Origin of the sequence: Micrococcus lacusdianchii (assembly GCF_023155805.1) — a bacterium.
GTDB classification, from domain to species: Bacteria; Actinomycetota; Actinomycetes; order Actinomycetales; family Micrococcaceae; genus Micrococcus; species Micrococcus lacusdianchii.
Genome location: NZ_JAKNUW010000005.1, coordinates 1 through 21,082, shown reverse-complemented (window position 1 = coordinate 21,082; position 21,082 = coordinate 1). Strand labels below are relative to the sequence as shown.

The following is a 21,082-nucleotide window of genomic DNA, read 5'->3' as shown; positions in this document are numbered from 1 at the left end:
GTGCTCCGGGGCAGACAGAAGAGAGCGGTGGTGCCGTCTCACGCCGGGGATCCGGACGCTCCGCGAGCTTGCCCCGCCAGTCTACCGAGGGGGCGTGCGGCGTCGTCCTCCCCGCCCGACCAGCCCTATCCACGGGGTCGACGCTCTTTCGCAGGGTCGTCCTGAATCAGGGCGACCCTGCGAACCGATGTCGACCCGACGGGAGTGGCCCGGATTAGCCTGGACGCATGATCCTGGCCCGCATCCCCCGCCGTCCCGCCCGCCTGAGTTCCGGCCGTCGCGCCGCCGTCGCCTCCGACTCCGGGCGCGTGCGCCCCGTCAGCCCGTTGGGTCCGGCCATGGTGCTGGCCCTCGGCGGCGTCGCGCTCTCCGCGATCCGGCGGATGCGCGCCCGCGCCGGACGTCGCCGCGCCGCCGCCGATCGCGCCTGACCCGGTGGCCTCCGCGCAGCCCGCCGCCGAGCCGTGCCCCTGCGGCCGGGGCCTGCCGTACCCCGAGTGCTGCGGCCGCTGGCACGCGCGCCACGCCGCGGACGGCACCCTCGCCGCGCCCACGGCCGAGGACCTCATGCGCTCGCGGTACACGGCGTTCGCCCGTCTCGGCGCGGCGGATCCCACGTCCGACGACGGCGCGCGCACCGTCACCGCGATGGTCGCCTACCTGCGCGCCACCTGGGCGGCCGAGACGCGACCGTCCCCGGCGGACCTGACCCTGTCCCCGGGCGACCCGGCCATCCGCTTCACCCGCCTGGCGGTCACGGACACGACCGGCGGTGGACCCTTCGACTCGGTCGGCACGGTCACATTCACGGCGCTCGGCCGGGACGCCTCCGGGGCACGCGTGCGCCTGACCGAGCGCAGCCGGTTCCGCCGCGAGGACGGGGTGTGGCGCTACGTGGACGGGGACGTCGCCGGCTGAGCCGGCCGCGCGTCGTCGTCGGGAGCGGCGCGGATCAGAAGGCGGAGAGGAACCCGGCGGCCACGCTGAACACCAGCCCGACGATGCACAGCAGGGCGACGATCGTGACCACCGGCCGGGTGCGGCGCGGGGAGTCGTCCGGGGTGAGGTCGGCGTCGCGCAGCTCGGGGGGAAGGCCGGTCATGGTGCTCCTGGGGTGGGGCCGGTCGGGGTCGGGCCAGTCTACGGGCGGGTCAGTCCGCGTCCGGGGTGAACAGGTCCTCGATGCGCCGGCCGAACACGGCGGCCAGGCGGAAGGCGAGGGGGAGCGAGGGGTCGTAGCGGCCCTTCTCCAGGGAGATGACGGTCTGGCGGGAGACGCCGAGCTCGTCGGCGAGCCGCTGCTGGGACCAGCCCAGCCGGGCGCGCTCGGCGGGGATCGAGTTCTCCACGGCTCAGCCCCGCCGCTTCTGCAGCAGGTAGCGGACCGCGGCGGAGGCTGCGGCGACGACGATCAGGGTGGCACCCGTCAGGGACGGGGACGGCTGCCACCCGGTCATGCCGATCACGAACGTGCCCAGCCCGATCACCACGAGCAGGTCACCGAACGCCCCGGACTGCGCCTTCTCCAGCCAGCGGCCCTCGACGGTCTCCTCGGTGTCCCGGATCGCGCCGCGGACGGTCGTGCGATCCACGAGCAAGAACCAGGCGACGCCGGCGCCGATCGGCAGGGACGTGGCCGCCATGATGAGGCCCATGATCCAGGGGTAGCGAGCGTCCGGCTGGTCGCGCAGGGTGGCCAGGCCGTAGGCGGCGGCGCCGATCAGCAGGGCGATGAGCAGGCCCAGCACCAGGCTCATGAGGAGCAGCCGTCCCGTGCCGCCGCCGAGCCGAGCGGACCTGCCCCAGCGGGGGCGCGTGTCCCGTCGGGGGTCGGTGGTGGTGCGGGGCGCCTCGGTGGCGGGGGTGGCGACGTCGTGGGTGTGCGGGGAGGTCATGGCCTGCTCCTTCGTGCGGGGCCGGGCCCCGTGCCCGGCGATGTGAAGCAAGCTTGACAGTCAAGCACGCTGTACGTCAAGCACCCTTGACTTCCTCTTCGCTCCCGGTGGTGTCACTGGACGTCTCCCGAGCGTGGGCCGGGGCCGGCGGCACGAGGGCCAGCCACAACGGCTCGAGCTCGAAGCCGAGGGCCTTGTTCATCCGCAGCGCGGCCGTGTTGACCTCGGCCCCGCCGGTCCCCCAGACCCGTCCGCCCCGGGCATGGGTGGCCAGCGCCGAGGCCGCCTTCACGGCCTTGCCCACGCCCCTGCCCTCATGCCCCTGGCGGACCGCCGTCCGGTCCACGTCCCACCGGACCTCCCCTCGTCCGTCCTCCACGCGATTCAGCAGGGTGAAGCCGATCAGCTCCGCGCCCGCGAACGCGCCGACGGCGACGCCGTCCTCCCCGGCGATCCGCGCCTCGAGGTCTTCCGGCAAGGGCGTGTGGAACGAGCCGTCGGTACGCGGGAAGCGTGGGGCGGCCTCGGCGTCGAGAGCGCGCAGGGCGGACAGGTCCGCAGCCTCCACCACCCGCACCTCGACCCCCTGCGCCTCCACCGCGGCGACGAGGTCGCGGTAGGGGGTGAGGCCGGCGTCGTCGGCCAGGTGCAGCCGGGCGCCCCAGGACCGAGACCGCACCGTCCACCCTGCGTCCTGCAGAGCGGCGGCCTCGGCGGTGTCCTGACGGAGCACGCGGGCCTCAGCCCCAGGGATGGCGACCGGCGTCATCATCTGCACGGGGACGTGGTCCCAGGCCACCGTGCCGGGGTGGACGTGAGGGTAGAGCTCGGAGGACGGGTCGGTGGGGTCGCCGGGCTCGCGGCGCACCGCGAAGCCGGACTCGGCGAGAGCCTTCTCGTCCAGGGCGGCGAGGAACGCGTCCGGGCGGTCTGCGTACGCCACCGCGGCCACGGCCGCGGCCTGCCGGGCGTCCTCGGAGGCGTGCAGGAAGCCGACCTCGGGGAACGTGGCGCCGCGCGTGGACACCGCGTAGCGGCCCGTGCGGCGGGCCTCGGCCCAGTCCGCCGGCAGGGTGATGTGCACGATCATGGCGCGAGGGTACCGGCCGCGGTTAGGTTGGGCGCATGGCCGCCGTCGGGACCCTCACCCAGCTCGTCATCCAGTGCGCGGACGCGCGGGCGCTCGCCGACTTCTGGCGGCGCATCCTGGACCTGCCCGACCCGACGGGCGACGACGGCTGGATCACGCTCGAATGGGCTCCGGTCGGGCGGCTGACCTTCCATGAGGTCCCGGGATACGAAGCGCCCCCGTGGCCGGGTGAACGCGGTGAGCAGCATGCTCACCTCGACCTGCTGGTGGCGGACCTCGAGGAGGCCACCGCCCGGGTCCTCGACGCCGGCGCGCGCCCGCTGACCGAGGTGCAGAACCCCGGCCCGAAGGGCTGGCGGGTGTTCGCCGATCCCCAGGGCCACCCGTTCTGTCTCGTCAGCGTGCCCGAGTGAGCGCACCCGCCCCGCCCCGTCCCGAGGAGTCCGTCATGTCACTGCGTCTCTCCCACACCACGTGGGACGCCCTGGACCCGTTCGCCGTCGCCGAGTTCTGGCGGGGGCTGCTCGGCTGGGACGTGGACGAGCCGGACTGCTACGCGCCCGGCTCGGACGAGTGCTCGATCGTCGGCCCCGAGGGTCAGGTGGTGCTGTTCTTCCGGGTGCCGGACGCCAAGCGCGTGAAGAACCGGGCCCACATGGACCTGCGGGCGCAGGCCCCGTCCACCCGGGACGCGGAGATCGCGCGGGCCCTCGCGCTGGGTGCCGTCGTCGTCGACGACCGTCGCGGCGATCTCGGCTGGGCCGTGCTCGCGGACCCCGAGGGCAACGAGTTCTGCATCCTCGACGGCTGACCCCGCCGGTCAGACCGCTGCGTCCAGCACCGCCAGCAGCCTTATCCGCAGCGCCTGGCCCCGCTCGGCGAACTCCCGCTGCCGCCGGGCGTACTCGGTGCGCCCGGCCGGCTCCTCGATCCGCACGGCCTCGTAGCCCCCGACGCCGTCGGACAGATCGTCCACGCCTGTCAGGTCGTACGGGGAGGCCTCCATGTCCAGGCGCCGGATGTCCCACGCGAGGTCGAAGCAGTCGGCCAGCAGGTCCGAGTCCACGAGCGGCACGAGCTTGTACGCCCACTTGTACAGGTCCATCCCGGCGTGCAGGCAGCCGGGCTGCTCCATCTCCCGCATCCCCTCCCGGGTGGGTAGCACGCCGCCCTCGCCCTCGTTCAGCCCCCGTGCCTCGGGGGCGAAGAACCGGAACGCGTCGAAGTGGGTGCAGCGGATCCGCGAGCCCTCCACCACGGCGTCCGTCCCCGCCGCGCCGAGCCGCAGCGGCAGCTGGGAGTGCCGCACTCCGTGCACGTCCGACCGGTAGGCCATGGCCCATTCGTGCAGCCCGAAGCACCCCAGCCGCGGCGCCCGCTCCGCCGTGCGCGCCAGCAGCTCCCGGGTGAACGCGGCCCCCGACGCGCGGTCCGCCAGGAACGCCGGCACGTCCACGGCCCAGCCGCCCACCTCGCGCCCCTCCAGCACGACGCCGGGCGCCTCGCCCGCCTCGATGCGTCGCCAGTGCTTCCACTCGCCTCGGGGCGCCGTGCCGAGCTCGGCGGCCTCGGCGGCGGCCGCGGCGCCGTCGCAGTCCGCCAGAACGACGCCGGCGCCCGGGTGCCAGCGCTGCAGCGCCGCGGGGGAGTGGGTGTAGTAGCCGAACAGGAAGTCCTGCACGGGGTGCTTCTCGCCGCGCATGCGCAGGGCCACCAGCGGGTCGGTGCGGCGGGCGATGCGCTCGCGGTGGGCCCGGGCGCGAGCGCGCCAGGCCCCGGGTGCCAGGACAGTCAGGGGACGGGCGGACGGGGCGAGGGGGGAATGGTCAGGGGAGGGCATGGCGGGACCATTCTCCCGGACGGGGAGGCCCCGGTCTCGGCGTCCTGCGTCGCCGCATGAACCCTCTGTCCGCACTCTGGACGTCCGCCTGGCGCCGCCCGTGCGTCAGGGTGTACATTCCACTCACCGTCTGTGGTCCGCCTCACATCCTCGCCCCTCATCCGGAGGCGAGACGGAGGTGGACGGCCGGACTCGCACCCCTCGTGATGAGAAAGGCGGAGGCCCCATGCCCCGTTCCACCACCCCCGCTCCGCGCTTCCGGCGCCTGGCCGCCGCCGTCGCCGGCCTCGGCCTCGTGGCCGCCCCCGCACTCGCCGTCCCCGCCGGCGCTCTCGACCTGGGCGACGGCGCCGTCGCCCAGAGCCCGCAGGGCCCCCTGCGCCAGACCGGCGTCTTCGAGGCCGGCCGCTACTTCGTGGTCCTCAAGGAGGCCCCGTCCGTGGTCGCCGAGGGTGCGCAGATCACGCCCGGCGCCGCACCGAAGGCGAAGTTCGACCCCTCGCACCCGCGCGTGAAGGCCTACGAGGCCAAGCTCGAGCGCCAGCAGGCCAAGCTGGCCGCCCAGGCCGGCGTGGAGCCGAAGCTCCAGTTCCAGCGCGCCGTCAACGCGTTCGTGGCCGAGCTGTCCGCCGACCAGGCCGCCACCCTGGCGAAGGACCCCTCGGTCCTCGCCGTCACCCCGGACGAGCAGGTGGCCCCGGACTACACCTCCACCGAGTTCCTCGGCCTGCCCGGCAAGAAGGGCACCTGGAACACCACCTACGGCAAGCCGGTCAACGCCGGCAAGGGCGTGGTCGTCGGCGTGATCGACTCCGGCATCCACCCGGACAACCCCTACATCGACGGGGAGCCGGTGGGCCCGCTGAAGGGCAAGCCGAAGGTCGGCGAGCCGTACCGCACGGCGGACGGCCAGATCGCGATGCTCAAGGCGGACGGCACCACCGCCGTCGCCGAGTGCGAGACCGGCCCGGACTTCCCGGCCTCCTCCTGTGACTCCAAGCTGCTGGGCGCCTACGCGTTCTCCGAGGACTTCGAGAAGTACGTCCCGGTGGACCAGCGCGACCCCGCCGAGCGGATCTCCCCGCTGGGCGTGTTCTCCCACGGCACCCATGTGGCCACCACGATCGTCGGCAACACGGACGTCGAGCAGGCCATCAACGGGGACTCCTTCGGCACCGGCGCGGGCGTGGCCCCGGCCGCGAAGCTGATCTCCTACAAGATCTGCTGGGAGGACACCGACCCGGACACGGGCGGCTGCTACACCTCCGCCTCCGTGGCCGCCGTGGAGCAGGCCATCGAGAACAACGTGGACGTGATCAACTACTCCATCTCCGGCAACAACACCTCCGTGGTGGACCCGGTGGCCATGGCCTTCCGCTCCGCCGCCGAGGCCGGGATCTTCGTCTCCGCCTCGGGCGGCAACTCCGGCCCCACGGCGAACACCGTGAACCACTCCTCCCCGTGGGTCACCACCGTGGCCGCCGAGACGTTCTCCAACGAGCTGACCGGCACCGTGGAGCTCTCCGACGGCACCAAGGTGCGCGGTGCATCCTCGGCCCGCACCGGCGTCGGCCCGGCCGAGGTCGTGCACTCCAGCGAGGTGGCGGCCGCGGGCGCCAGCGCCGAGGACGCCCGCCTCTGCGTGCCCGGCTCGCTCGACCCGGCCAAGACCGCCGGCAAGATCGTGCTCTGCGAGCGCGGCGCGATCGCCCGCGTGGACAAGTCCAAGGCCGTGGCCGAGGCCGGCGGCATCGGCATGATCCTCGTGAACGTGACCCCGGGCTCCCTGGACGCGGACATCCACTCCGTGCCCACCGTGCACACCAACGACGCCTCCCTGATCGAGAAGGTCAAGAACGGCGACTACACGGCCACGATCGTCCCGCAGGACACCACCGGCCTGCCGGAGGAGCCGCTGCCGCAGATCGCCGGGTTCTCCTCGCGCGGCCCGTCCAACGCCGTGAACCAGGAGTTCCTCAAGCCGGACGTGGCCGCCCCGGGCGTCAACGTGATCGCCGGCGTCTCCCCGCTGGACCCGTCCTACGACGGCAACACCTTCGGCCTCATGTCCGGCACCTCCATGGCCTCGCCGAACCTGGCGGGCATGGCGTCCCTGCTCATCGGCAAGTACCCCGACTGGTCCCCGATGGCCGTGAAGTCGGCCCTCATGACCTCGGCCGGTGACGTCTACGACGCGGACGGCTCCGTCAACGAGGACAACTTCGCCACCGGTGCCGGCTCGGCCGACCCGAAGGCCGCCGCCCGTCCGGGCCTGGTCTACGAGTCGGGAGCCGAGCAGTGGGACGCCCTGATCATGGGCGAGCTGCGCGGCCGTGACGTCAACCTGGCGTCCGTGGCCATCCCGGACGTGCTGGGCACCACCACGATCACGCGCACCGTGACCGCCCTCGAGAACGGCCGCTGGCAGTTCTCCGAGGACATGCCCGGCTACGACGTCACCGCGTCCCCGTCCGTGCTGGACCTGAAGGCCGGCCAGTCGGCCGAGATCACCCTCACGGTCACCCGCACCGACGCGGCCCTGAACGAGTGGGCCCACGGCTCCTTCTCCTGGTCCACCGCCAAGGGCAAGGCCGTCCCCACGGTGACCTCGCCGATCACCCTCAAGTCGGTCCCGGCCATCGCCGAGACCGCCGTACAGGGCACCGGGGCCTCCGGCTCCGAGCAGGTCACCCTCGAGCCCGGCTTCACCGGCGAGCTCACCCCCACCGTGCTGGGCCTGAACAAGGTGGACGCTCAGGCGGTCACGCTCGAGCCCGGCGCCTCCAAGGTCACCCAGGTCACCGTGGGCGAGGGCGTGGAGTCCGTGACCTTCGCGGTGGACTCCGGCGTGGACACCGCCGACTGGGACATGCTGGTGCAGACGCCCTCCGGCCAGCAGCTGGCGTCCGCCACGGAGTCCTCCGACGAGTCCGTGACCATCCAGAACCCGGAGCCCGGCACCTACCTGGTGCTGACCCAGCTCTACGCGAACCCGGCGGGCGCGGACACCGCGTCCCTGGAGACCGTGCAGCTGACCTCGGACGCCGGCAACCTCACGGTCACCCCGAACCCGGTCCCCGTGACCGTGGGTGAGGAGACCGAGGCCACCGTGTCCTGGGCGGGCCTGACCTCCGGCACCTGGCGCGGCCAGGTCCAGTGGGCCGAGGGCGTCGCCACCGACGTCGAGGTGACGGTCGTCCCTTGATTGCCCGCCCCTGACGGGTCTGCCCGCCTCTGACGGGCACCCCGGCACGACGCCGCCCCCGCACCTTCTCCACGAAGGTGCGGGGGCGGCGTCGTGCCGGGGGTGGGCCTCCCGGAGACGACGACGCCCGCCCCGGTCCGTCCGGGGCGGGCGTCGCGCGTCGTGGTCGCCCGGTCAGCGCCCGGTGCCGCCGTACACGGTGGCCTCGACGTCCGTGTCCAGGCCGAAGGCGGTGTGCACGGCGCGGACGGCGTCGTCGAGCTTGTCCTCGGAGGTGACCACGGAGATGCGGATCTCCGAGGTGGAGATGAGGTCCACGTTCACACCGGCGTCGGAGAGGGCCTTGAAGAAGGTCGCCGAGATGCCGGGGTTGGAGCGCATGCCCGCGCCGATCAGGGAGAGCTTGCCGATCTCCCGGTCCGGGACGATCTCCTCGAAGCCGATGGTCTCCTGCGCGGCCTGCAGCGCGGCCATGGCATCCTTGCCCTCCACGAGCGGCAGGGTGAAGGAGATGTCCGTCCGGCCCGAGCCCTGGCGGGACACGTTCTGCACGATCATGTCGATGTTCACGTTGGTCTCGGCGATCACGCGGAAGATCTCGGCGGCCTTGCCGGGCACGTCCGGGACGCCGACGATCGTGACCTTGGCCTCGGACCGGTCGTGGGCCACGCCGGAGACGATGGGCTGTTCCATGGGAGCGCCTTCCTCGAGGGTGATGGTGTCGTTCGGGTCGGGCATGATCCAGGTGCCCTCGTGGTCGGAGAAGGAGGAGCGCACATGGATCGGCACGCCGAACCGGCGGGCGTACTCCACGGAGCGCAGGTGCAGGACCTTGGCGCCGGAGGCGGCCAGCTCGAGGGTCTCCTCTGAGGAGAGGCGCCCGAGCTTGCGGGCCGAGGGCACGACGCGCGGGTCCGCCGAGTACACGCCGTCCACGTCCGTGTAGATTTCGCAGACGTCCGCGCCGAGCGCGGCCGCCAGCGCCACCGCGGTGGTGTCCGAGCCGCCGCGGCCCATGGTGGTGATGTCCTTCGACTCGGGGCTCATGCCCTGGAATCCGGCGACGATGGCCACCGAGCCGGCGTCGAGGGCCTGGCGCACCCGGTCCGGGCTGACCTTCACGATCCGCGCGCGGCCGTAGGAGGCGTCCGTCATCATGCCGGCCTGGGAGCCGGTGAAGGAACGGGCCTCCACGCCCTGGGCGTCGATGGCCATGGCCAGGAGGGACATGGAGATGCGCTCACCTGCGGACAGCAGGATGTCCATCTCGCGCGCGGGGGCGTCGTCGGTGAGCTCGGCGGCGAGGTCGAGCAGCTCGTCCGTGGTGTCGCCCATGGCGGACACCACCACGCAGACCTCGTGGCCGGCGCGCTGCGTGGCGACGACGCGGCGGGCCACGCGCTGGATGCCCTCGGCGTCGGCCACGGAGGAGCCGCCGAACTTCTGGACGATCAGGCTCACGGGAGAGGATCCTTCCGGACGGGGAGGCGGACGGGGCCGGGACCGGGCGGTCCGGAGGGGACCGGCGCCGGGCGGTGGCTGGAGCCAGTCTAGGGTCGCGCGCCGGCGGCGACCGGCGGGTGACACCGGACGTCCGCCCCGTGGACGAGGCGGGGGGAGCGGGGATCATCCCGTGGTCGGATCCCCGGCCGCCGAGCGGGGCCCAGGATGGGGGGCATGACCACCACAGCCCTCCCCGCCCCCGGCGGCATCACCGCCCACGGCCTGGCGCGGTCCTTCGGCGCCGTGCATGCGGTCCGGGACGTCTCTCTGACCGCCCCCGCCGGGTCCGTGACCGCCCTCGTGGGCCCCAACGGGTCCGGCAAGACCACGCTGATGCTGATCCTCGCCACCCTGCTGCGCCCGGACCGGGGGTCCGTGTGCGTGGCGGGCGTGGACGCCATGACCGACCCGGCGGCCGCCCGCGCCCGCCTGGGCTGGATGCCGGACACCCTCGGCGTGTGGGAGGCCCTGACGTGTCGGGACATCCTCACCAGCCTGGGCCGGCTGTACGGGATGCGCGCCGCCGACGCCGCCGCCCGCGCGCGCGAGCAGCTGGCCTGGGTGGGGCTCGAGGAGTTCGCCGACCGGCCCGCGCGCGTGCTCTCCCGCGGCCAGCAGCAGCGCCTGTCCCTGGCCCGGGCCACGGTGCACCGGCCCGCGGTCCTCATGCTGGACGAGCCCGCCAACGGGCTGGACCCCACCTCCCGGCTGCGCCTGCGCGACGACGTCCGCGCCATGGCCGCGCAGGGCACCGCCGTCCTGGTCTCCTCACACGTGCTGTCCGAGCTCGAGGAGATGGCCGACCGCGCGGTGTTCGTCAACGCGGGGGCCACGGTGGCCGTCAAGGACCTCACCGGGTCGGACGACGCCGCCGGCGAGCGGCCCTACCGGATCGCCGGGCCCGACCCCTCGCGCCTGCCCGAGCTGGTCCGCGCCCTCGAGGCGCGCGGCGTGCCCCTGGAGGCCGGCCCCGAGCGGCACCGGCCCGGCGTCGTGGTGCGCCTGCGCGGCGAGGACGCCGCGGCGGCGCTGCTGGCGGACCTGGTGGCCGCCGGCGTGCCGGTCAGCCGCCTCGCCCCCGAGGGCTCGCGCCTCGAGAACGCCTACCTGGACCTCGCCCTCGACGGCGGCGCCCGCCCCCAGCCCATCGAAGGAGACCGCGCATGAGCACCGCACTGGACACCCGCCCCACCCCCGACGCCGCGCCGCAGGATCCCGGCACGGGTCCCGCGGGCCTGTCCGGCGGCGCCGCCCTGCGCACCGTGGTGGGCATGGAGCTGCGTCAGCGGCTGCGCTCCCGCGGCTGGTACGTGCTGCTGGGCCTGTTCTTCCTGCTGGTCGGGGCTGTCACCCTCGGGGCCCTGGGGCTGCGCGCCCTCAGCGCCGGGGAGATGACCGGCATGACCGCCGCCGACCAGGAGGCCGCGCTGCGCACGGCCGGGCAGTGGATGTTCGACGGCGTCCTCATGTTCGCCCTCACCCTCGCCCTGCTCGTGGCGCCGGCGCTGGCGGCCAACGCGATCTCCGGTGACCGGGCGGGGGGCACGCTCGCGATCACCCAGGTGACGCTGCTGTCCACATGGCAGCTCATGGCCGGCAAGTGGCTGGCGGCCTGGATCGCCTCGGCCGCGTTCGTGGCGGCGGCCCTGCCGTGGTTGGTGGTCGCCGCCGTCGTGGGGCGGGTCCCTCCCCTGTACGTCCTGGTCGGGATCCTGATGATCCTCGTGGAGTTCGCGGTGGTCACCGGGATCGGTGTGGCCGTCTCCGCGATCGCCGGGCGCACCCTGTTCGCCGTGGTGGTGACGTACCTGCTCGTGGCGGCCCTGACCATCGGCTCCGTGGTGGCGCTCGTGCTGTCGATGCAGTTCACCTCGATGACCGTGCAGGCGAGCCAGCCCGAGCACGCGTACCCGGAGGAGAACCTCTCCGAGGAGGAGGCGGCGTCGATGAGCGACGACGACTGGGCGGCCTACTACGCCGAGCAGCAGCGGCAGTTCCCCCAGGCATACGACAACATCGCCGACCGGTGCGTGGGCCCGGTGCTGGACCAGGAGGTCCCCGACGGGCGCCGGGTGGCCTGGCTTGTGGCGCCGAACCCCTTCGTGGTGGTGGCGGACGCCTCCCCGTGGATCGTCCGTCCGGGCGGGTCGTCGGCCGGCTCCGCCCCGGAGGCCGGCCCGCTGAACTGGCTGTCAGCGGTGTACCGGCAGGCGCAGCGGGATCCGCGGGCGTCGGTGGAGTGCCTCGACGGCGAGCTGCGCGGGATCGACCCGAACGTGATGCCGACCCGCGAGGAGACGTGGCCCATGTGGCCGCTGGGCCTGGCCATGCAGGGTGCGCTGACCGCGGGCCTGCTGTGGTGGGGCCACCGACGGCTGGACACTCCGGCCGGGCAGCTCGCCGCCGGCACGCGGGTGGCCTGAGCGGGGGCGGGCTCAGCCGGCGATCGGGCGGCGGCCCTCGAAGGCGCGGCCGAGGGTGACCTCGTCCGCGTACTCGAGGTCGCCGCCCACCGGCAGGCCGGAGGCGAGCCGGGTGACGCGGATCCCGGTGGCGCCGAGGAGTCGGCCCAGGTAGGTGGCGGTGGCCTCCCCCTCGAGGTTCGGGTCCGTGGCGAGGATGACCTCCTGGACGGTCTCGTCCTGGAGCCGGGTGAGCAGCTCCCGCACGTGCAGCTGCTCCGGGCCGATGCCCGCGATCGGATTGATGGAGCCGCCGAGCACGTGGTACCGCCCGGAGAAGGCGCGGGTGCGCTCCATGGCCATGACGTCCTGGGACTCCTCCACCACGCAGATCTGGGTGCGGTCCCGACGCTCGTCCCGGCAGAGGCGGCAGACCTCGTCCTCGGACACGTTGAAGCACACGGTGCACAGCCGCACCTTGTCCTTGACGGTGCGGATCGCCTCCGCCAGGCGGAGCATGTCCGCGGCGTCCGCCTCCATGATGTGGAAGGCGATGCGCTGGGCGGACTTGGGGCCGATGCCCGGAAGTCGGCCGAGCTCGTCGATCAGCTCCTGGACGGCACCGTCGTACACGTCTCACCGTCCTCTCCTGGGGGCACGCGGGTGCCCGTCCTCCTGCGGGTGCTGTGGTGGGTCAGAAGCCGCCCTCGTGGGGCCGCTCCTCGAGCAGGCGCGCGCCCAGCAGGCGCTCGACCACCGGCCGGCCGACCAGGCCGGACTCCTCGAGGGACACGTCGTCCTCGCTCGCCACCTCGTCCGACCAGTCTACGGACGGGGCGGACGCCGCAGCGGGGCCGGCGGGCGCGTCGCCGTCCAGCCTCGCCCCGCCGCCGCGTGCCGCCTCGCGGGCGGCACGGATGGCAGCTGCCCGGGGGTCGACGTCGACGGTGCCCGTGGGCGGTGCGGGGTCTGACCCGTCCGGTCCGCCGAGCGCGGCGGCGCTGGGCCGCCCGCCGGGGCCCGCCGCGGAGTCCGGTCCGGGCCGCCCCGCGTTGACCGGGGGGTCGAGCGGGCCCCCCGCCTCGAGCCGCTCCATGAGCGCGCCGAACCAGCTGTCCGGGTGGCCGGAGCCGCGGCCCTCACCGGGGGCGCGGGTCGGTGCCCCGGTGCGGCCGCCCCCGGAGTCACCCTCGGCGTCGTCGTGGTGCTCCGCGGGAACGCCGGGGTCCGGCGTGTCATCCGCGGTGGGGCGGGCCGGAGATGCGGAGACGGGATCCTCCGTACCGGAGGCGGCGGCCTGCGGGTCCTCCCGGACGCCGGCCTCCTCCTCCGCCGCGTGCTCGGCGGCGTCCTGCCCGTACCGGTCCGGCTCCCCGGCCAGGGCGGCGCGGACGGCCGCTCCGGGTCGGTCGGGGTCGGCGTCGTCGTCCCCGGAGGGGGAGTCGTCCGCCTGCTCCGCCGCGCGATCGGCGTCGAAGCCGGCCGGCCGCGTACCGCCGAAGCGGGCGGCGAACTCGGCGCGCAGCTCGGCCTCGGGCTTCGCGAACACGGGAATGGTGTGCTCCTCCTCGCGGACGAGCGGGCCCGGGTCGTAGGCGCGGCGCACGTCGGCGTCGCTGGGGGCGGGGGGCGCCTCGGCAGGCTGGTCCGGCGCGGGCGACGACGGTGCGGCGGCTCCCTGCCCGGCGGGGGCGCCCCAGTCCTGCGGGGTCGGCACGTCCAGGGCGGGCGCGGCGGGGGCCGCGCGGTCGGAGCCCTCCGCGCCGTCCTGGTCCGGAGTCCAGCCCTCGGGGCCGGGGGAGTCCTCCATGTCCGCGTCCGGGTCGAACTCCGGCAGGTCGTCCCACGGGTCCTCGGGCGGTGGCGGGGCGTCCTCCCAGGCGGGGGGCTCCTCGTCCGCGCGGCCCCAGCCCTGCGGCGCGGGCGCCGCAGGGGGCGTGGTGTCCGCGGGTCCGGGGCGCGTTGCCGAGCGGGCCTCCGCCGGGGCGGCGGGGCGTGCCGCGGTGGGGGCGGGCCCGCCGGACGGCGGGGCCGGTGCTGGCCGGCCCGTGGGCTGCTCCGTGCGGGCGGGCGGCGGCGGGGTCGCCCCGCTAGGCGTGGGTGCAGGCGAGGGCCAGGACGTGGCCACCGGGACCTCCGGGGCGGACGTGCGCCCCGCCGGAGCGGACGGCGGGCTCGGCTCGGCCGGGGTCCGGCGCTCGGGGGCCGCCGGCGCAGGGGCGGCCCGCTCGGCCGAGGGCCGGGGCGTCGTCGGCTCCTCCGCACTCTCGGGCGCGGAGCCTCGGCCCGGCTGCGGACCCTGCGGGGGCGCGGGCCTGTCCGGCCGGGACGGCCCGCCGCCGGGGCGGTCGCCGTCCTGCGGGCCGTCGCCGCCGAGGATGAGGTCCAGCTCGGGCCGGATGCCGAGCACGCGGTGCACGGCCTCCGCGAGGACCTGGTCCCCCTGACGGGCGAGCAGGGTCCGGCGCGGGCCGTCCTGGGTGAACGCGACGGTGAGCAGGTCGCCGTCGTACCCCGCCACCGAGGCGTTGTCCTTGACCAGCATCCACACCAGGCGTGAGGAGTCCTCGATCGCCCCGAGGATGTCCGGCCACGCGCGGCGCACCTTCTCCACCTGGCTCGGCGCGGCGGCAGCGGGGATCGGCGCGGCTGCGGGCCCGGCCGGTGCGGCGGCCCGCTGCGCGGGGGGCTCCTCCGCGGTGCGGGGGCCTGCGGACGACGTCGGCGCCGCCTCCGGCGCAGGACGACGCGCCGGGGCCTCCCCGTCCGTCCCCCCGCCGGTCTCGGCCGGGCGCGGAGTGTCCGGCGCGACCGGCGCCGGGCGGGTGTCCTCCGTCGGCGCTGCGGGGGCCGGAGTGTCAGCGGTCTCCGGGGCAGGGGCGGCGGCGGTCTCGGCACGCCGGGCAGCGGCGCGGGCGAGCGCGGCGCCGCTCAGCCCTGCGGCCCCATCCGCCGTGCCCCGGGTGCTGACCGTGTCGGCGGGGACGCCGTCGTCGTCGGTGAGGGGGGCGCCGGCGCCGACGCGACGCTCGAGGGCCTCCAGGCGGGCGGCGAGGCCGCGGTGCGAGTCATCCGTGGCGGGCAGCATGAGGCGCGCCATGAGCAGCTCGAGGTGCAGGCGGGGGCTCGTGGCGCCCACCATGTCCGTCAGCGCCACGTTGGTCACGTCCGCGAGGCGGGAGAGCTCGGACCGGGAGAGCTGGGCGGCCTGCGCGGCGAGGCGGCGGACCTGGTCCTCGGGCATGCCGTGCAGGATGGCTCCGGCCTCGTCGGGGAGGGCGCGGGCGATCACCAGGTCCCGGAACCGGTCCAGCAGGTCCTCCACGAACCGGCGGGGGTCCTGGCCGGACTGCACCACGCGGTCCGCCACGCGGAACACGGTGGGGGTGTCCTCCGCGGCGACGGCGTCGATCACGTCGTCCAGCAGCGCCTCCGGGGTGAACCCGAGCAGGCTGACGGCGAGCTCATACGAGACCTGCCCCTGCTGGGCGCCGCCGATCAGCTGGTCCAGCACGGAGAGGGTGTCCCGCACCGAGCCCGTGCCGGCGCGCACCACGAGCGGCAGCACGCCGGGCTGCACGCGGATGCCCTCCTCCTGGCACAGCTGCTCCAGGTGGGCGATGAGCGGCTCCGGCGGCACCAGACGGAAGGGGTAGTGGTGCGTGCGCGAGCGGATGGTGCCGATCACCTTGTCCGGCTCCGTGGTGGCGAAGATGAACTTCAGGTGCTCCGGCGGCTCCTCCACGATCTTCAGCAGCGCGTTGAAGCCGGCCGCCGTGACCATGTGGGCCTCGTCGATGATGAGGATCTTGTAGCGGTCCCGCACCGGGGCGAACGTGGCCCGCTCGCGCAGTCCCCGCGCGTCGTCCACTCCGCCGTGGCTGGCGGCGTCGATCTCGAGGACGTCCAGCGAGCCGGGGCCGCCGGTGGCGAGGTCCCGGCACGAGTCGCACTCCCCGCACGGGGTGGGCGTGGGGCCCTGCGCGCAGTTCAGGCAGCGCGCCAGGATGCGGGCGGAGGTGGTCTTGCCGCAGCCGCGCGGGCCGGAGAAGAGATAGGCGTGGTTCACGCGGTCCTTGGACAGCGCGGTCCGGAGCGGCACGGTGACGTGGTCCTGCCCGATCACGTCCTCGAACCGGTCGGGGCGGTAGCGGCGGTACAGGGCGGTGCTCACCCGCGTCAGCCTATCCGGTGGGTCCGGACACGATAGCGGCGTCCACCGGCGGAGGGCGGTGCCGGGAATCCCGGCCGCGGCGCTCGGCGTTGGCCCTGCCATGACCGCGGAGATGCACCACGACGCCGAGGACACCGCCCACCCCACGCAGCCACGGGCCGACACCGGCCGGCTGGACCGGGAGGCGATCGACCATCTCTTCCTCGACGGGCACACCACCCAGCTCTTCGCGGACGAGCCCGTGGACCTCGAGCTGGTCCGCCGCGCCTACGAGGACCTGCGCTGGGCCCCGACCGCCATGAACAGCCAGCCGCTGCGCCTGGACGTCATCGCGTCCCCCGAGGCGAAGCAGCGTCTGCTCCCGCACATGATCGCCTTCAACAGGGAGAAGACGGAGCGGGCGCCGCTGACGCTGATCGCCTCCTACGACCTCGACTGGCACCGCCACATGGGTCACCTGGCCCCGTTCCGCGAGGGCTTCGAGCAGGACGCCGAGGGCAGGCCGACAATGCGCGAGGGAATGGGCCGGCTCAACGCGGCCATCCAGATCGGCTACCTGCTGATGGCCCTGCGCGCCCACGGTCTCGAGGTCGGCCCCATGGCGGGCTTCAAGAACGACGGCGTGGACGCCGAGTTCCACGCGGACCGCGCCTGGAAGTCGCTCGTGGTCGTCAACGTGGGCCACGCCCCGGCCGACGACGAGAACGCCCAGCAGCCGCGCCAGGGCCGGCTCGAGTTCGAGCAGGCCGCGCAGGTCCTCTGAGGCCCGGCGGCCGCCGTCACAGTCGGCCGCGGAACACCCACGGATCCCGCGGCAGCGCGGCCGGGTCGAACGCGGCCACCGCATGGGAGAGCGGCCCGACCGGCAGGCCCAGGGACGCCAGGAGCCGGTCCCGCACGGCCTCCGGCGTCCAGGCGGAGTCCTCGGCGGCCAGGTCTGCCAGGGTCACGGCGCCGTCGCGCTTGGCCAGCCGCCGTCCGTCGGCGTTGAGGACCAGCGGCACGTGCAGGTGCTCCACCCGCGCGGCCTTCTGTCCCTGCGCCTCCGCGATCCGCGCCGCCAGCCAGCGCTGCCGGGGCGCGGAGTCGAGTAGGTCGTCCCCGCGGACCACCTGGTCCACGCCCTGCGCTGCATCGTCGACGACGACCGCCAGGTTGTACGCCCACGCGCCGTCGTTGCGGCGCAGCACCAGGTCGTCCACCAGGCCCGTGACCTCGCCGTGCAGCAGGTCGTGGGCGGAGGCCTCCGGGACCGCCCCGTCCGGCAGCCCAGCCACCAGGGCCGCGTCGATCCGGAGGGCGGCGGGGCGCTCGCGGCGGCGGACGGCGCGCTCCGCCTCCGTCAGCCCGCGGCACGTGCCGGGGTAGAAGCCCGGCGGGCGCAGCGGGGCGGGTGGCGCGTCGTCGTCCGTCTCGTCCCCGGCCTGGGGTGCGGAGCCGGCCTGCGCGATGTCCTTCCGGGAGCAGAAGCACTCGTAGACGGCGTCCTGCCCGTGGGCGGCACGCAGGGCGGCGACGGCGTCCGCGTACCGGGGGGCGCGCTCGGACTGGCGGACGGGTGCGGCGTCCCAGTCCAGGCCGACGGCCCGCAGGTCCCGCAGCTGCTCGGCCTCCGCGCCCGAGCGGACGCGGTCCAGGTCCTCGATCCGCAGCCAGAAGTCCCGGCCCGACGCGCGGGCCGCGAGCCACGCGACGATCGCGGTGCGCAGGTTGCCCAGATGCAGGGTCCCGGTGGGGGAGGGGGCGTATCGGCCGGCGGGCATGGGGCCTCCCTCGGTCTCGGGGAAATCGAAGACCCCTCACGCACCTGCCAGAGCCCACCTACCCTTGCTACCTTCCGGTCCTGGGGGAGTTCGGCGAGATGACACCACGTGAGGGGCCGTCCCAGAGTCTAGCAGTGGCCGCCCCCGGGGCGCGACGCCCGCGTGAGGCAGCGGTCCGACGCGGGCACCCCCGGCCCCGAGTGGCACCCTGCGCGGCGATCTGGTTATGATGGAGCCTGCCCTTGCGCGGTCCGCCGCACGGGGGCACGCCAAGGAGGATTCGCCTAGCGGCCTATGGCGCACGCCTGGAACGCGTGTTGGGTTCACGCCCTCGGGGGTTCAAATCCCCCATCCTCCGCGGAGCACGAAGCCCCGGGACCGGTTCGGTCCCGGGGCTTCGTCGTGTCCGGCACCGTCGTCCCACGTCACGGCATCGCTGCTGTCGAGATGCAGTGAAGATTTCACACGACACGCGGTGAACTTTTCGCAGAGCAGGTCAGTCAGTGTGGCCCGCGAAAAGTGGCCCTCGGCCGCGGGCGGTGTCACCGACGTCCCCCGGTCCGTACAGCAGTCACTGTCGAGGGGGCGTGTGCTGGACCTCAGCCAGGAGGTAGGCGACGGCTGCGAGTGTGAGGTGGCGTATGTAGTCGGCCAGCTCTGGGGACACGTCGGTCGGTTCGAGATGCCCGTGGCCGTCGCCGCCGGTGTTCCTGGTGCTGGTGACTGGGGACTGCCGTCTACTCCGCAGTGCCCCCATCAGACGCCTCGTGAGTCAGTGAATCTGTACTGTAGAGACCCCGCTGGCTAGTAAGAGAGGCCTGCGCTGCCCCCGTGGTGAGAACGCCGGCCTCGACGGACCTGACCAGGCGGAAGAGTTCTGCGGTCGGAATTACAAGACCACCCTCCTCGCTGAAGGTTTGAACGTGGTCCTGCACTGACTCGAAGGGGCCCGGCCGAGCGGCCGGAGGTTGTCCCATGTACGCATTTACCACGTACCAGTAGGCGTCCGGTTGCATGTTTGTCTGGCGACTGTACTCAGAGCTGTACCGGGCAAACTTTTGGAAGTCGTTGGACTTACCAGCCTTGGAGTAGCCCTTGACCTCCACAAGCGCGGTCCACGTCCCGGAACTTGTACTCACCCGCAGGTCCTCGAGTTTGGCCACCCCATCCGAATCCATAAGCGTAACCTCAAAGCCCAGGGCCGAGAGGGCCTCCTCCACTGCCAATTCGAGGTCTTCGCCGTTCTTGGTCAATAGACGCCGCGCCCCCGATTCCGCAGCCTCTGAGGCCTCGGCTAACCGACCCTTCGCGGCCGCGATTGCCTGACCCAACCTCTCCTTCTCACGCTGCAGATCGAGCTCAAGACGATGGATTTCCTCCAGCTCTCGGAGCTCTGCCCCGGTCGTCCAGGCTGCGTCGTCGAACCCTTCGCTGGGAGGAGGAGCATCTATGGTGCCATCGGCGACCCACTCCCTCCATGCTGTCAGCAGCCATGCGCGCTTGTTTGGCGTCCATGACGGGAGGAACAAGATGGGGAAGCGCTCTGCCGTCAGCCCCATGGCGGCGATTACCGTGCCGTCCTGGAACTTCAGGAGCGGCGTAAGCGCCTCCTCTGGTCCCAACCAGTGTTGTATCTGCGGCTCGCTGTCCCTGGTCATGATCACTAGGTCAGACGTCTGAATGGTGTGAAGGTTGCCCAGGTTCGCTGAGATGGCCGGCTGGAGCCCTTCCTTGAGAAGATCCCTCCAAGGTGTTGCCGCCAGGGGCACCTGTATCAACGAGCGCAGCTGTGTCTCCCGGGTCTCAACTGAGTAGCCATCGTCCAATACTGAGCCGTGGAACGAAGCCTCAAGCAAGAAGTCCTCCGGACAGGCTAGACGTTGGCCGCCAACGGGGCCGAAGACGATGACCGGCGCCTGGGCGCCATTGATTGGCTGGCCGAACGAGACGATCAGGTCGTAGTCAGGAAGGTGGAGCTCGTCTGGCTGCTGTGCTCGGACCACCATGGGGAAAACATCGACCTCTGCCGGCGACACCGTCGCCTCCGCGAGGCATGCCACCAAAGGATGAGGAAACTTCCCCTCGGGATCTAGATTCGTTCTCCGAACCTGAGTAGGGGTCTCACGCGGGAGCTGCATGGGGTACTTCGCACTGGGCACAACTCAAGAGTCTATGGGGTGGGAGATCGTCCCCGCTCTCGAAACCTCCCGCCACAACCCATAGGTTCTTGGCAACGACTCGGGCGACCCAGTCCTGTGGATGTGATGGCTTGGTGGCGGGTTTCTGTGATCGCTCAGTGGCGGTGCAGGCGCGGTCAGGTGTCGGTCGTGGTGCGGCGCAGCTCGCGGTAGATGGTGGTGCGGGAGACGTTGAACAGCTCGGCCAGCTCGGCTTGGGCGTGCTCGCCGGCGGCGTGCAACGTCAGCAGGTGCTTGCGCTGAGAGGGCGAGAGCTTGGGCTTCTTGCCTTTGAGTTTGCCCTTGGATCTGGCGATGGCCATGCCTTCGCGAGTGCGCAGGCGGATGAGGTCCGCCTCAAACTCGGCCACCATGCCGAGCACGTTGAACAGTAACCGGCCGACGGCGTCGTTGGGGTCGTAGACGCTGCCTCCGAGACTGAGCGCCACTCCCTTGGTGGTGAGCTCGTCGGCGATGTCCCTCGCGTCCGGGAGCGAGCGGGCCAGCCGGTCGAGCTTGGTCACCACCAGGGTGTCGCCGTCCCGGGTCGCGGCGAGCGCTTCGCGCAGCCCGGGCCGGGCGCGGGTCGTTCCCGTCAGGCCGTGGTCGAAGTAGATGTCCTTGTTCTCGACTCCGAGGCGCTCGAGTGCTTCCCGTTGGGCGGAGAGGTCTTGCTCGAGAGTCGAGACGCGCGCGTAGCCAACATGCATGTCCCCATTGTTGCAGTTACCCTCCCCTCACCGCCCACGTCACCGTACGGGTCTTGCGTACATGACGATCCCTCACAAGAAGTCGTCGAGGACTGAGCTCGCTCGACGTACGGTGAAGGATCCCCTTACGGGCATGCGATCTGGGCTGACGCCTGTGACCGAGTGTTCAGTTCACGCTGTATAGTTCAGTCCATGATGACTATTGCTTCGCGTCTCGACGTGATGAACCGCCTGGGTCGTGCACTGGCCGACCCCACTCGATCCCGGATCATCTTGACCCTGCTCGACCATCCCGCTTACCCGGCGGAACTGGCCCGAGATCT

Annotated in this window: 19 protein-coding genes, 1 tRNA gene, 1 other RNA gene and 1 pseudogene; 10 read left to right on the top strand and 12 right to left on the bottom strand. The window is 73.2% G+C overall.

Annotation, left to right across the window (positions count from 1 at the left end):
* Positions 1–227: 227 nt before the first annotated feature.
* Together MA879_RS04285 and MA879_RS04280 are read left to right on the top strand one after the other, a co-directional pair.
* The gene (locus MA879_RS04285) at positions 228–431 is read left to right on the top strand and encodes a hypothetical protein (RefSeq protein ID WP_248123794.1); all 204 of its coding nucleotides are present in this window, start codon (positions 228–230) and stop codon (positions 429–431) included.
* A gap of 4 nt (positions 432–435) precedes the next feature.
* Positions 436–918: a YchJ family protein gene (locus MA879_RS04280; protein ID WP_248123793.1), complete on the top strand. Its 483-nt coding sequence runs from the start codon at positions 436–438 to the stop codon at positions 916–918.
* Between the two features lie 34 nt (positions 919–952).
* On the opposite strand, the gene MA879_RS04275 is transcribed toward MA879_RS04280, so the two are convergent.
* The 4 genes from MA879_RS04275 to MA879_RS04260 form a co-directional block, all read right to left on the bottom strand.
* Positions 953–1,102 carry a hypothetical protein gene (locus MA879_RS04275; RefSeq protein ID WP_248123790.1) on the bottom strand — a complete coding sequence of 50 codons (150 nt, stop codon included), beginning with the start codon at positions 1,100–1,102 and terminating at the stop codon, positions 953–955.
* Between the two features lie 49 nt (positions 1,103–1,151).
* The gene (locus tag MA879_RS04270) at positions 1,152–1,349 is read right to left on the bottom strand and encodes a helix-turn-helix transcriptional regulator (protein ID WP_135030728.1); all 198 of its coding nucleotides are present in this window, start codon (positions 1,347–1,349) and stop codon (positions 1,152–1,154) included.
* 3 nt (positions 1,350–1,352) lie between these two features.
* Positions 1,353–1,895: a hypothetical protein gene (locus tag MA879_RS04265; protein WP_248123788.1), complete on the bottom strand. Its 543-nt coding sequence runs from the start codon at positions 1,893–1,895 to the stop codon at positions 1,353–1,355.
* Positions 1,896–1,971: 76 nt separating this feature from the next.
* Positions 1,972–2,985 (bottom strand): GNAT family N-acetyltransferase, encoded by a 1,014-nt coding sequence (locus MA879_RS04260; protein WP_248123786.1) that lies wholly within the window; start codon positions 2,983–2,985, stop codon positions 1,972–1,974.
* A gap of 35 nt (positions 2,986–3,020) precedes the next feature.
* On the opposite strand from MA879_RS04260, the gene MA879_RS04255 reads away from it, so the two are divergent.
* Positions 3,021–3,398, top strand: coding sequence for a VOC family protein (locus tag MA879_RS04255; RefSeq protein WP_087114446.1), 378 nt, complete (start codon positions 3,021–3,023; stop codon positions 3,396–3,398).
* 35 nt (positions 3,399–3,433) lie between these two features.
* The gene (locus MA879_RS04250; protein WP_248123784.1) at positions 3,434–3,796 is read left to right on the top strand and encodes a VOC family protein; all 363 of its coding nucleotides are present in this window, start codon (positions 3,434–3,436) and stop codon (positions 3,794–3,796) included.
* Positions 3,797–3,805: 9 nt separating this feature from the next.
* On the opposite strand, the gene MA879_RS04245 is transcribed toward MA879_RS04250, so the two are convergent.
* The gene (locus tag MA879_RS04245) at positions 3,806–4,825 is read right to left on the bottom strand and encodes a 3-methyladenine DNA glycosylase (protein WP_248123782.1); all 1,020 of its coding nucleotides are present in this window, start codon (positions 4,823–4,825) and stop codon (positions 3,806–3,808) included.
* A gap of 226 nt (positions 4,826–5,051) precedes the next feature.
* Between MA879_RS04245 and MA879_RS04240 the strand changes: the two genes are divergently transcribed.
* A complete protein-coding gene (locus MA879_RS04240; protein ID WP_248123780.1) occupies positions 5,052–8,030 on the top strand; it encodes a S8 family serine peptidase in 2,979 nt (992 codons plus the stop codon).
* A 174-nt stretch (positions 8,031–8,204) separates the two neighbouring features.
* Here MA879_RS04240 and MA879_RS04235 read toward each other — a convergent pair whose 3' ends face one another.
* Positions 8,205–9,491 carry an aspartate kinase gene (locus tag MA879_RS04235; protein ID WP_248123778.1) on the bottom strand — a complete coding sequence of 429 codons (1,287 nt, stop codon included), beginning with the start codon at positions 9,489–9,491 and terminating at the stop codon, positions 8,205–8,207.
* Positions 9,492–9,707: 216 nt separating this feature from the next.
* Here MA879_RS04235 and MA879_RS04230 point away from each other — a divergent pair, with 216 nt between their 5' ends.
* The gene (locus tag MA879_RS04230; protein WP_248123776.1) at positions 9,708–10,700 is read left to right on the top strand and encodes an ABC transporter ATP-binding protein; all 993 of its coding nucleotides are present in this window, start codon (positions 9,708–9,710) and stop codon (positions 10,698–10,700) included.
* A complete protein-coding gene (locus tag MA879_RS04225) occupies positions 10,697–11,956 on the top strand; it encodes an ABC transporter permease (protein WP_248123768.1) in 1,260 nt (419 codons plus the stop codon). Before MA879_RS04230 ends, MA879_RS04225 begins: the two co-directional genes overlap by 4 nt.
* A 12-nt stretch (positions 11,957–11,968) precedes the next feature.
* Here MA879_RS04225 and recR read toward each other — a convergent pair whose 3' ends face one another.
* Together recR and MA879_RS12375 are read right to left on the bottom strand one after the other, a co-directional pair.
* The gene (recR, locus tag MA879_RS04220; RefSeq protein ID WP_248123760.1) at positions 11,969–12,568 is read right to left on the bottom strand and encodes a recombination mediator RecR; all 600 of its coding nucleotides are present in this window, start codon (positions 12,566–12,568) and stop codon (positions 11,969–11,971) included.
* Positions 12,569–12,629: 61 nt separating this feature from the next.
* On the bottom strand, positions 12,630–16,109 hold the full coding sequence (locus tag MA879_RS12375; protein WP_335342031.1) for a DNA polymerase III subunit gamma and tau: 3,480 nt from the start codon (positions 16,107–16,109) through the stop codon (positions 12,630–12,632).
* A gap of 100 nt (positions 16,110–16,209) precedes the next feature.
* On the opposite strand from MA879_RS12375, the gene MA879_RS04205 reads away from it, so the two are divergent.
* Positions 16,210–16,872: a malonic semialdehyde reductase gene (locus MA879_RS04205; protein ID WP_248123758.1), complete on the top strand. Its 663-nt coding sequence runs from the start codon at positions 16,210–16,212 to the stop codon at positions 16,870–16,872.
* A gap of 16 nt (positions 16,873–16,888) precedes the next feature.
* On the opposite strand, the gene gluQRS is transcribed toward MA879_RS04205, so the two are convergent.
* Complete coding sequence (gene gluQRS, locus MA879_RS04200) at positions 16,889–17,872, bottom strand: tRNA glutamyl-Q(34) synthetase GluQRS (RefSeq protein ID WP_248123756.1); 984 nt, start codon at positions 17,870–17,872, stop codon at positions 16,889–16,891.
* A gap of 24 nt (positions 17,873–17,896) precedes the next feature.
* Positions 17,897–17,993: signal recognition particle sRNA small type (gene ffs, locus MA879_RS04195), an RNA gene on the bottom strand.
* A gap of 152 nt (positions 17,994–18,145) precedes the next feature.
* Between ffs and MA879_RS04190 the strand changes: the two genes are divergently transcribed.
* Positions 18,146–18,230: transfer RNA gene (locus MA879_RS04190), tRNA-Ser, on the top strand.
* A gap of 379 nt (positions 18,231–18,609) precedes the next feature.
* Here the strand turns inward: MA879_RS04190 and MA879_RS04185 are convergent.
* Both MA879_RS04185 and MA879_RS04180 read right to left on the bottom strand, forming a co-directional pair.
* Complete coding sequence (locus tag MA879_RS04185; RefSeq protein ID WP_248123754.1) at positions 18,610–20,031, bottom strand: hypothetical protein; 1,422 nt, start codon at positions 20,029–20,031, stop codon at positions 18,610–18,612.
* A gap of 155 nt (positions 20,032–20,186) precedes the next feature.
* Complete coding sequence (locus MA879_RS04180; protein ID WP_248123752.1) at positions 20,187–20,759, bottom strand: recombinase family protein; 573 nt, start codon at positions 20,757–20,759, stop codon at positions 20,187–20,189.
* A 192-nt stretch (positions 20,760–20,951) separates the two neighbouring features.
* Between MA879_RS04180 and MA879_RS04175 the strand changes: the two are divergent.
* Positions 20,952–21,082: pseudogene (locus MA879_RS04175) on the top strand (Cd(II)/Pb(II)-sensing metalloregulatory transcriptional regulator CmtR); the annotation flags it as partial.

Coding starts and splice junctions, on each gene's coding strand:
- gluQRS (WP_248123756.1), bottom strand. CDS start 17,872: ATGCCCGCCGGCCGATACGCCCCCTCCCCCACCGGGACCCTGCATCTG.
- MA879_RS04230 (WP_248123776.1), top strand. CDS start 9,708: ATGACCACCACAGCCCTCCCCGCCCCCGGCGGCATCACCGCCCACGGC.
- MA879_RS04255 (WP_087114446.1), top strand. CDS start 3,021: ATGGCCGCCGTCGGGACCCTCACCCAGCTCGTCATCCAGTGCGCGGAC.
- MA879_RS04265 (WP_248123788.1), bottom strand. CDS start 1,895: ATGACCTCCCCGCACACCCACGACGTCGCCACCCCCGCCACCGAGGCG.
- MA879_RS04205 (WP_248123758.1), top strand. CDS start 16,210: ATGACCGCGGAGATGCACCACGACGCCGAGGACACCGCCCACCCCACG.
- MA879_RS04180 (WP_248123752.1), bottom strand. CDS start 20,759: ATGCATGTTGGCTACGCGCGCGTCTCGACTCTCGAGCAAGACCTCTCC.
- MA879_RS04285 (WP_248123794.1), top strand. CDS start 228: ATGATCCTGGCCCGCATCCCCCGCCGTCCCGCCCGCCTGAGTTCCGGC.
- MA879_RS04250 (WP_248123784.1), top strand. CDS start 3,434: ATGTCACTGCGTCTCTCCCACACCACGTGGGACGCCCTGGACCCGTTC.
- MA879_RS04275 (WP_248123790.1), bottom strand. CDS start 1,102: ATGACCGGCCTTCCCCCCGAGCTGCGCGACGCCGACCTCACCCCGGAC.
- MA879_RS04260 (WP_248123786.1), bottom strand. CDS start 2,985: ATGATCGTGCACATCACCCTGCCGGCGGACTGGGCCGAGGCCCGCCGC.
- MA879_RS04240 (WP_248123780.1), top strand. CDS start 5,052: ATGCCCCGTTCCACCACCCCCGCTCCGCGCTTCCGGCGCCTGGCCGCC.
- MA879_RS04225 (WP_248123768.1), top strand. CDS start 10,697: ATGAGCACCGCACTGGACACCCGCCCCACCCCCGACGCCGCGCCGCAG.
- MA879_RS04245 (WP_248123782.1), bottom strand. CDS start 4,825: ATGCCCTCCCCTGACCATTCCCCCCTCGCCCCGTCCGCCCGTCCCCTG.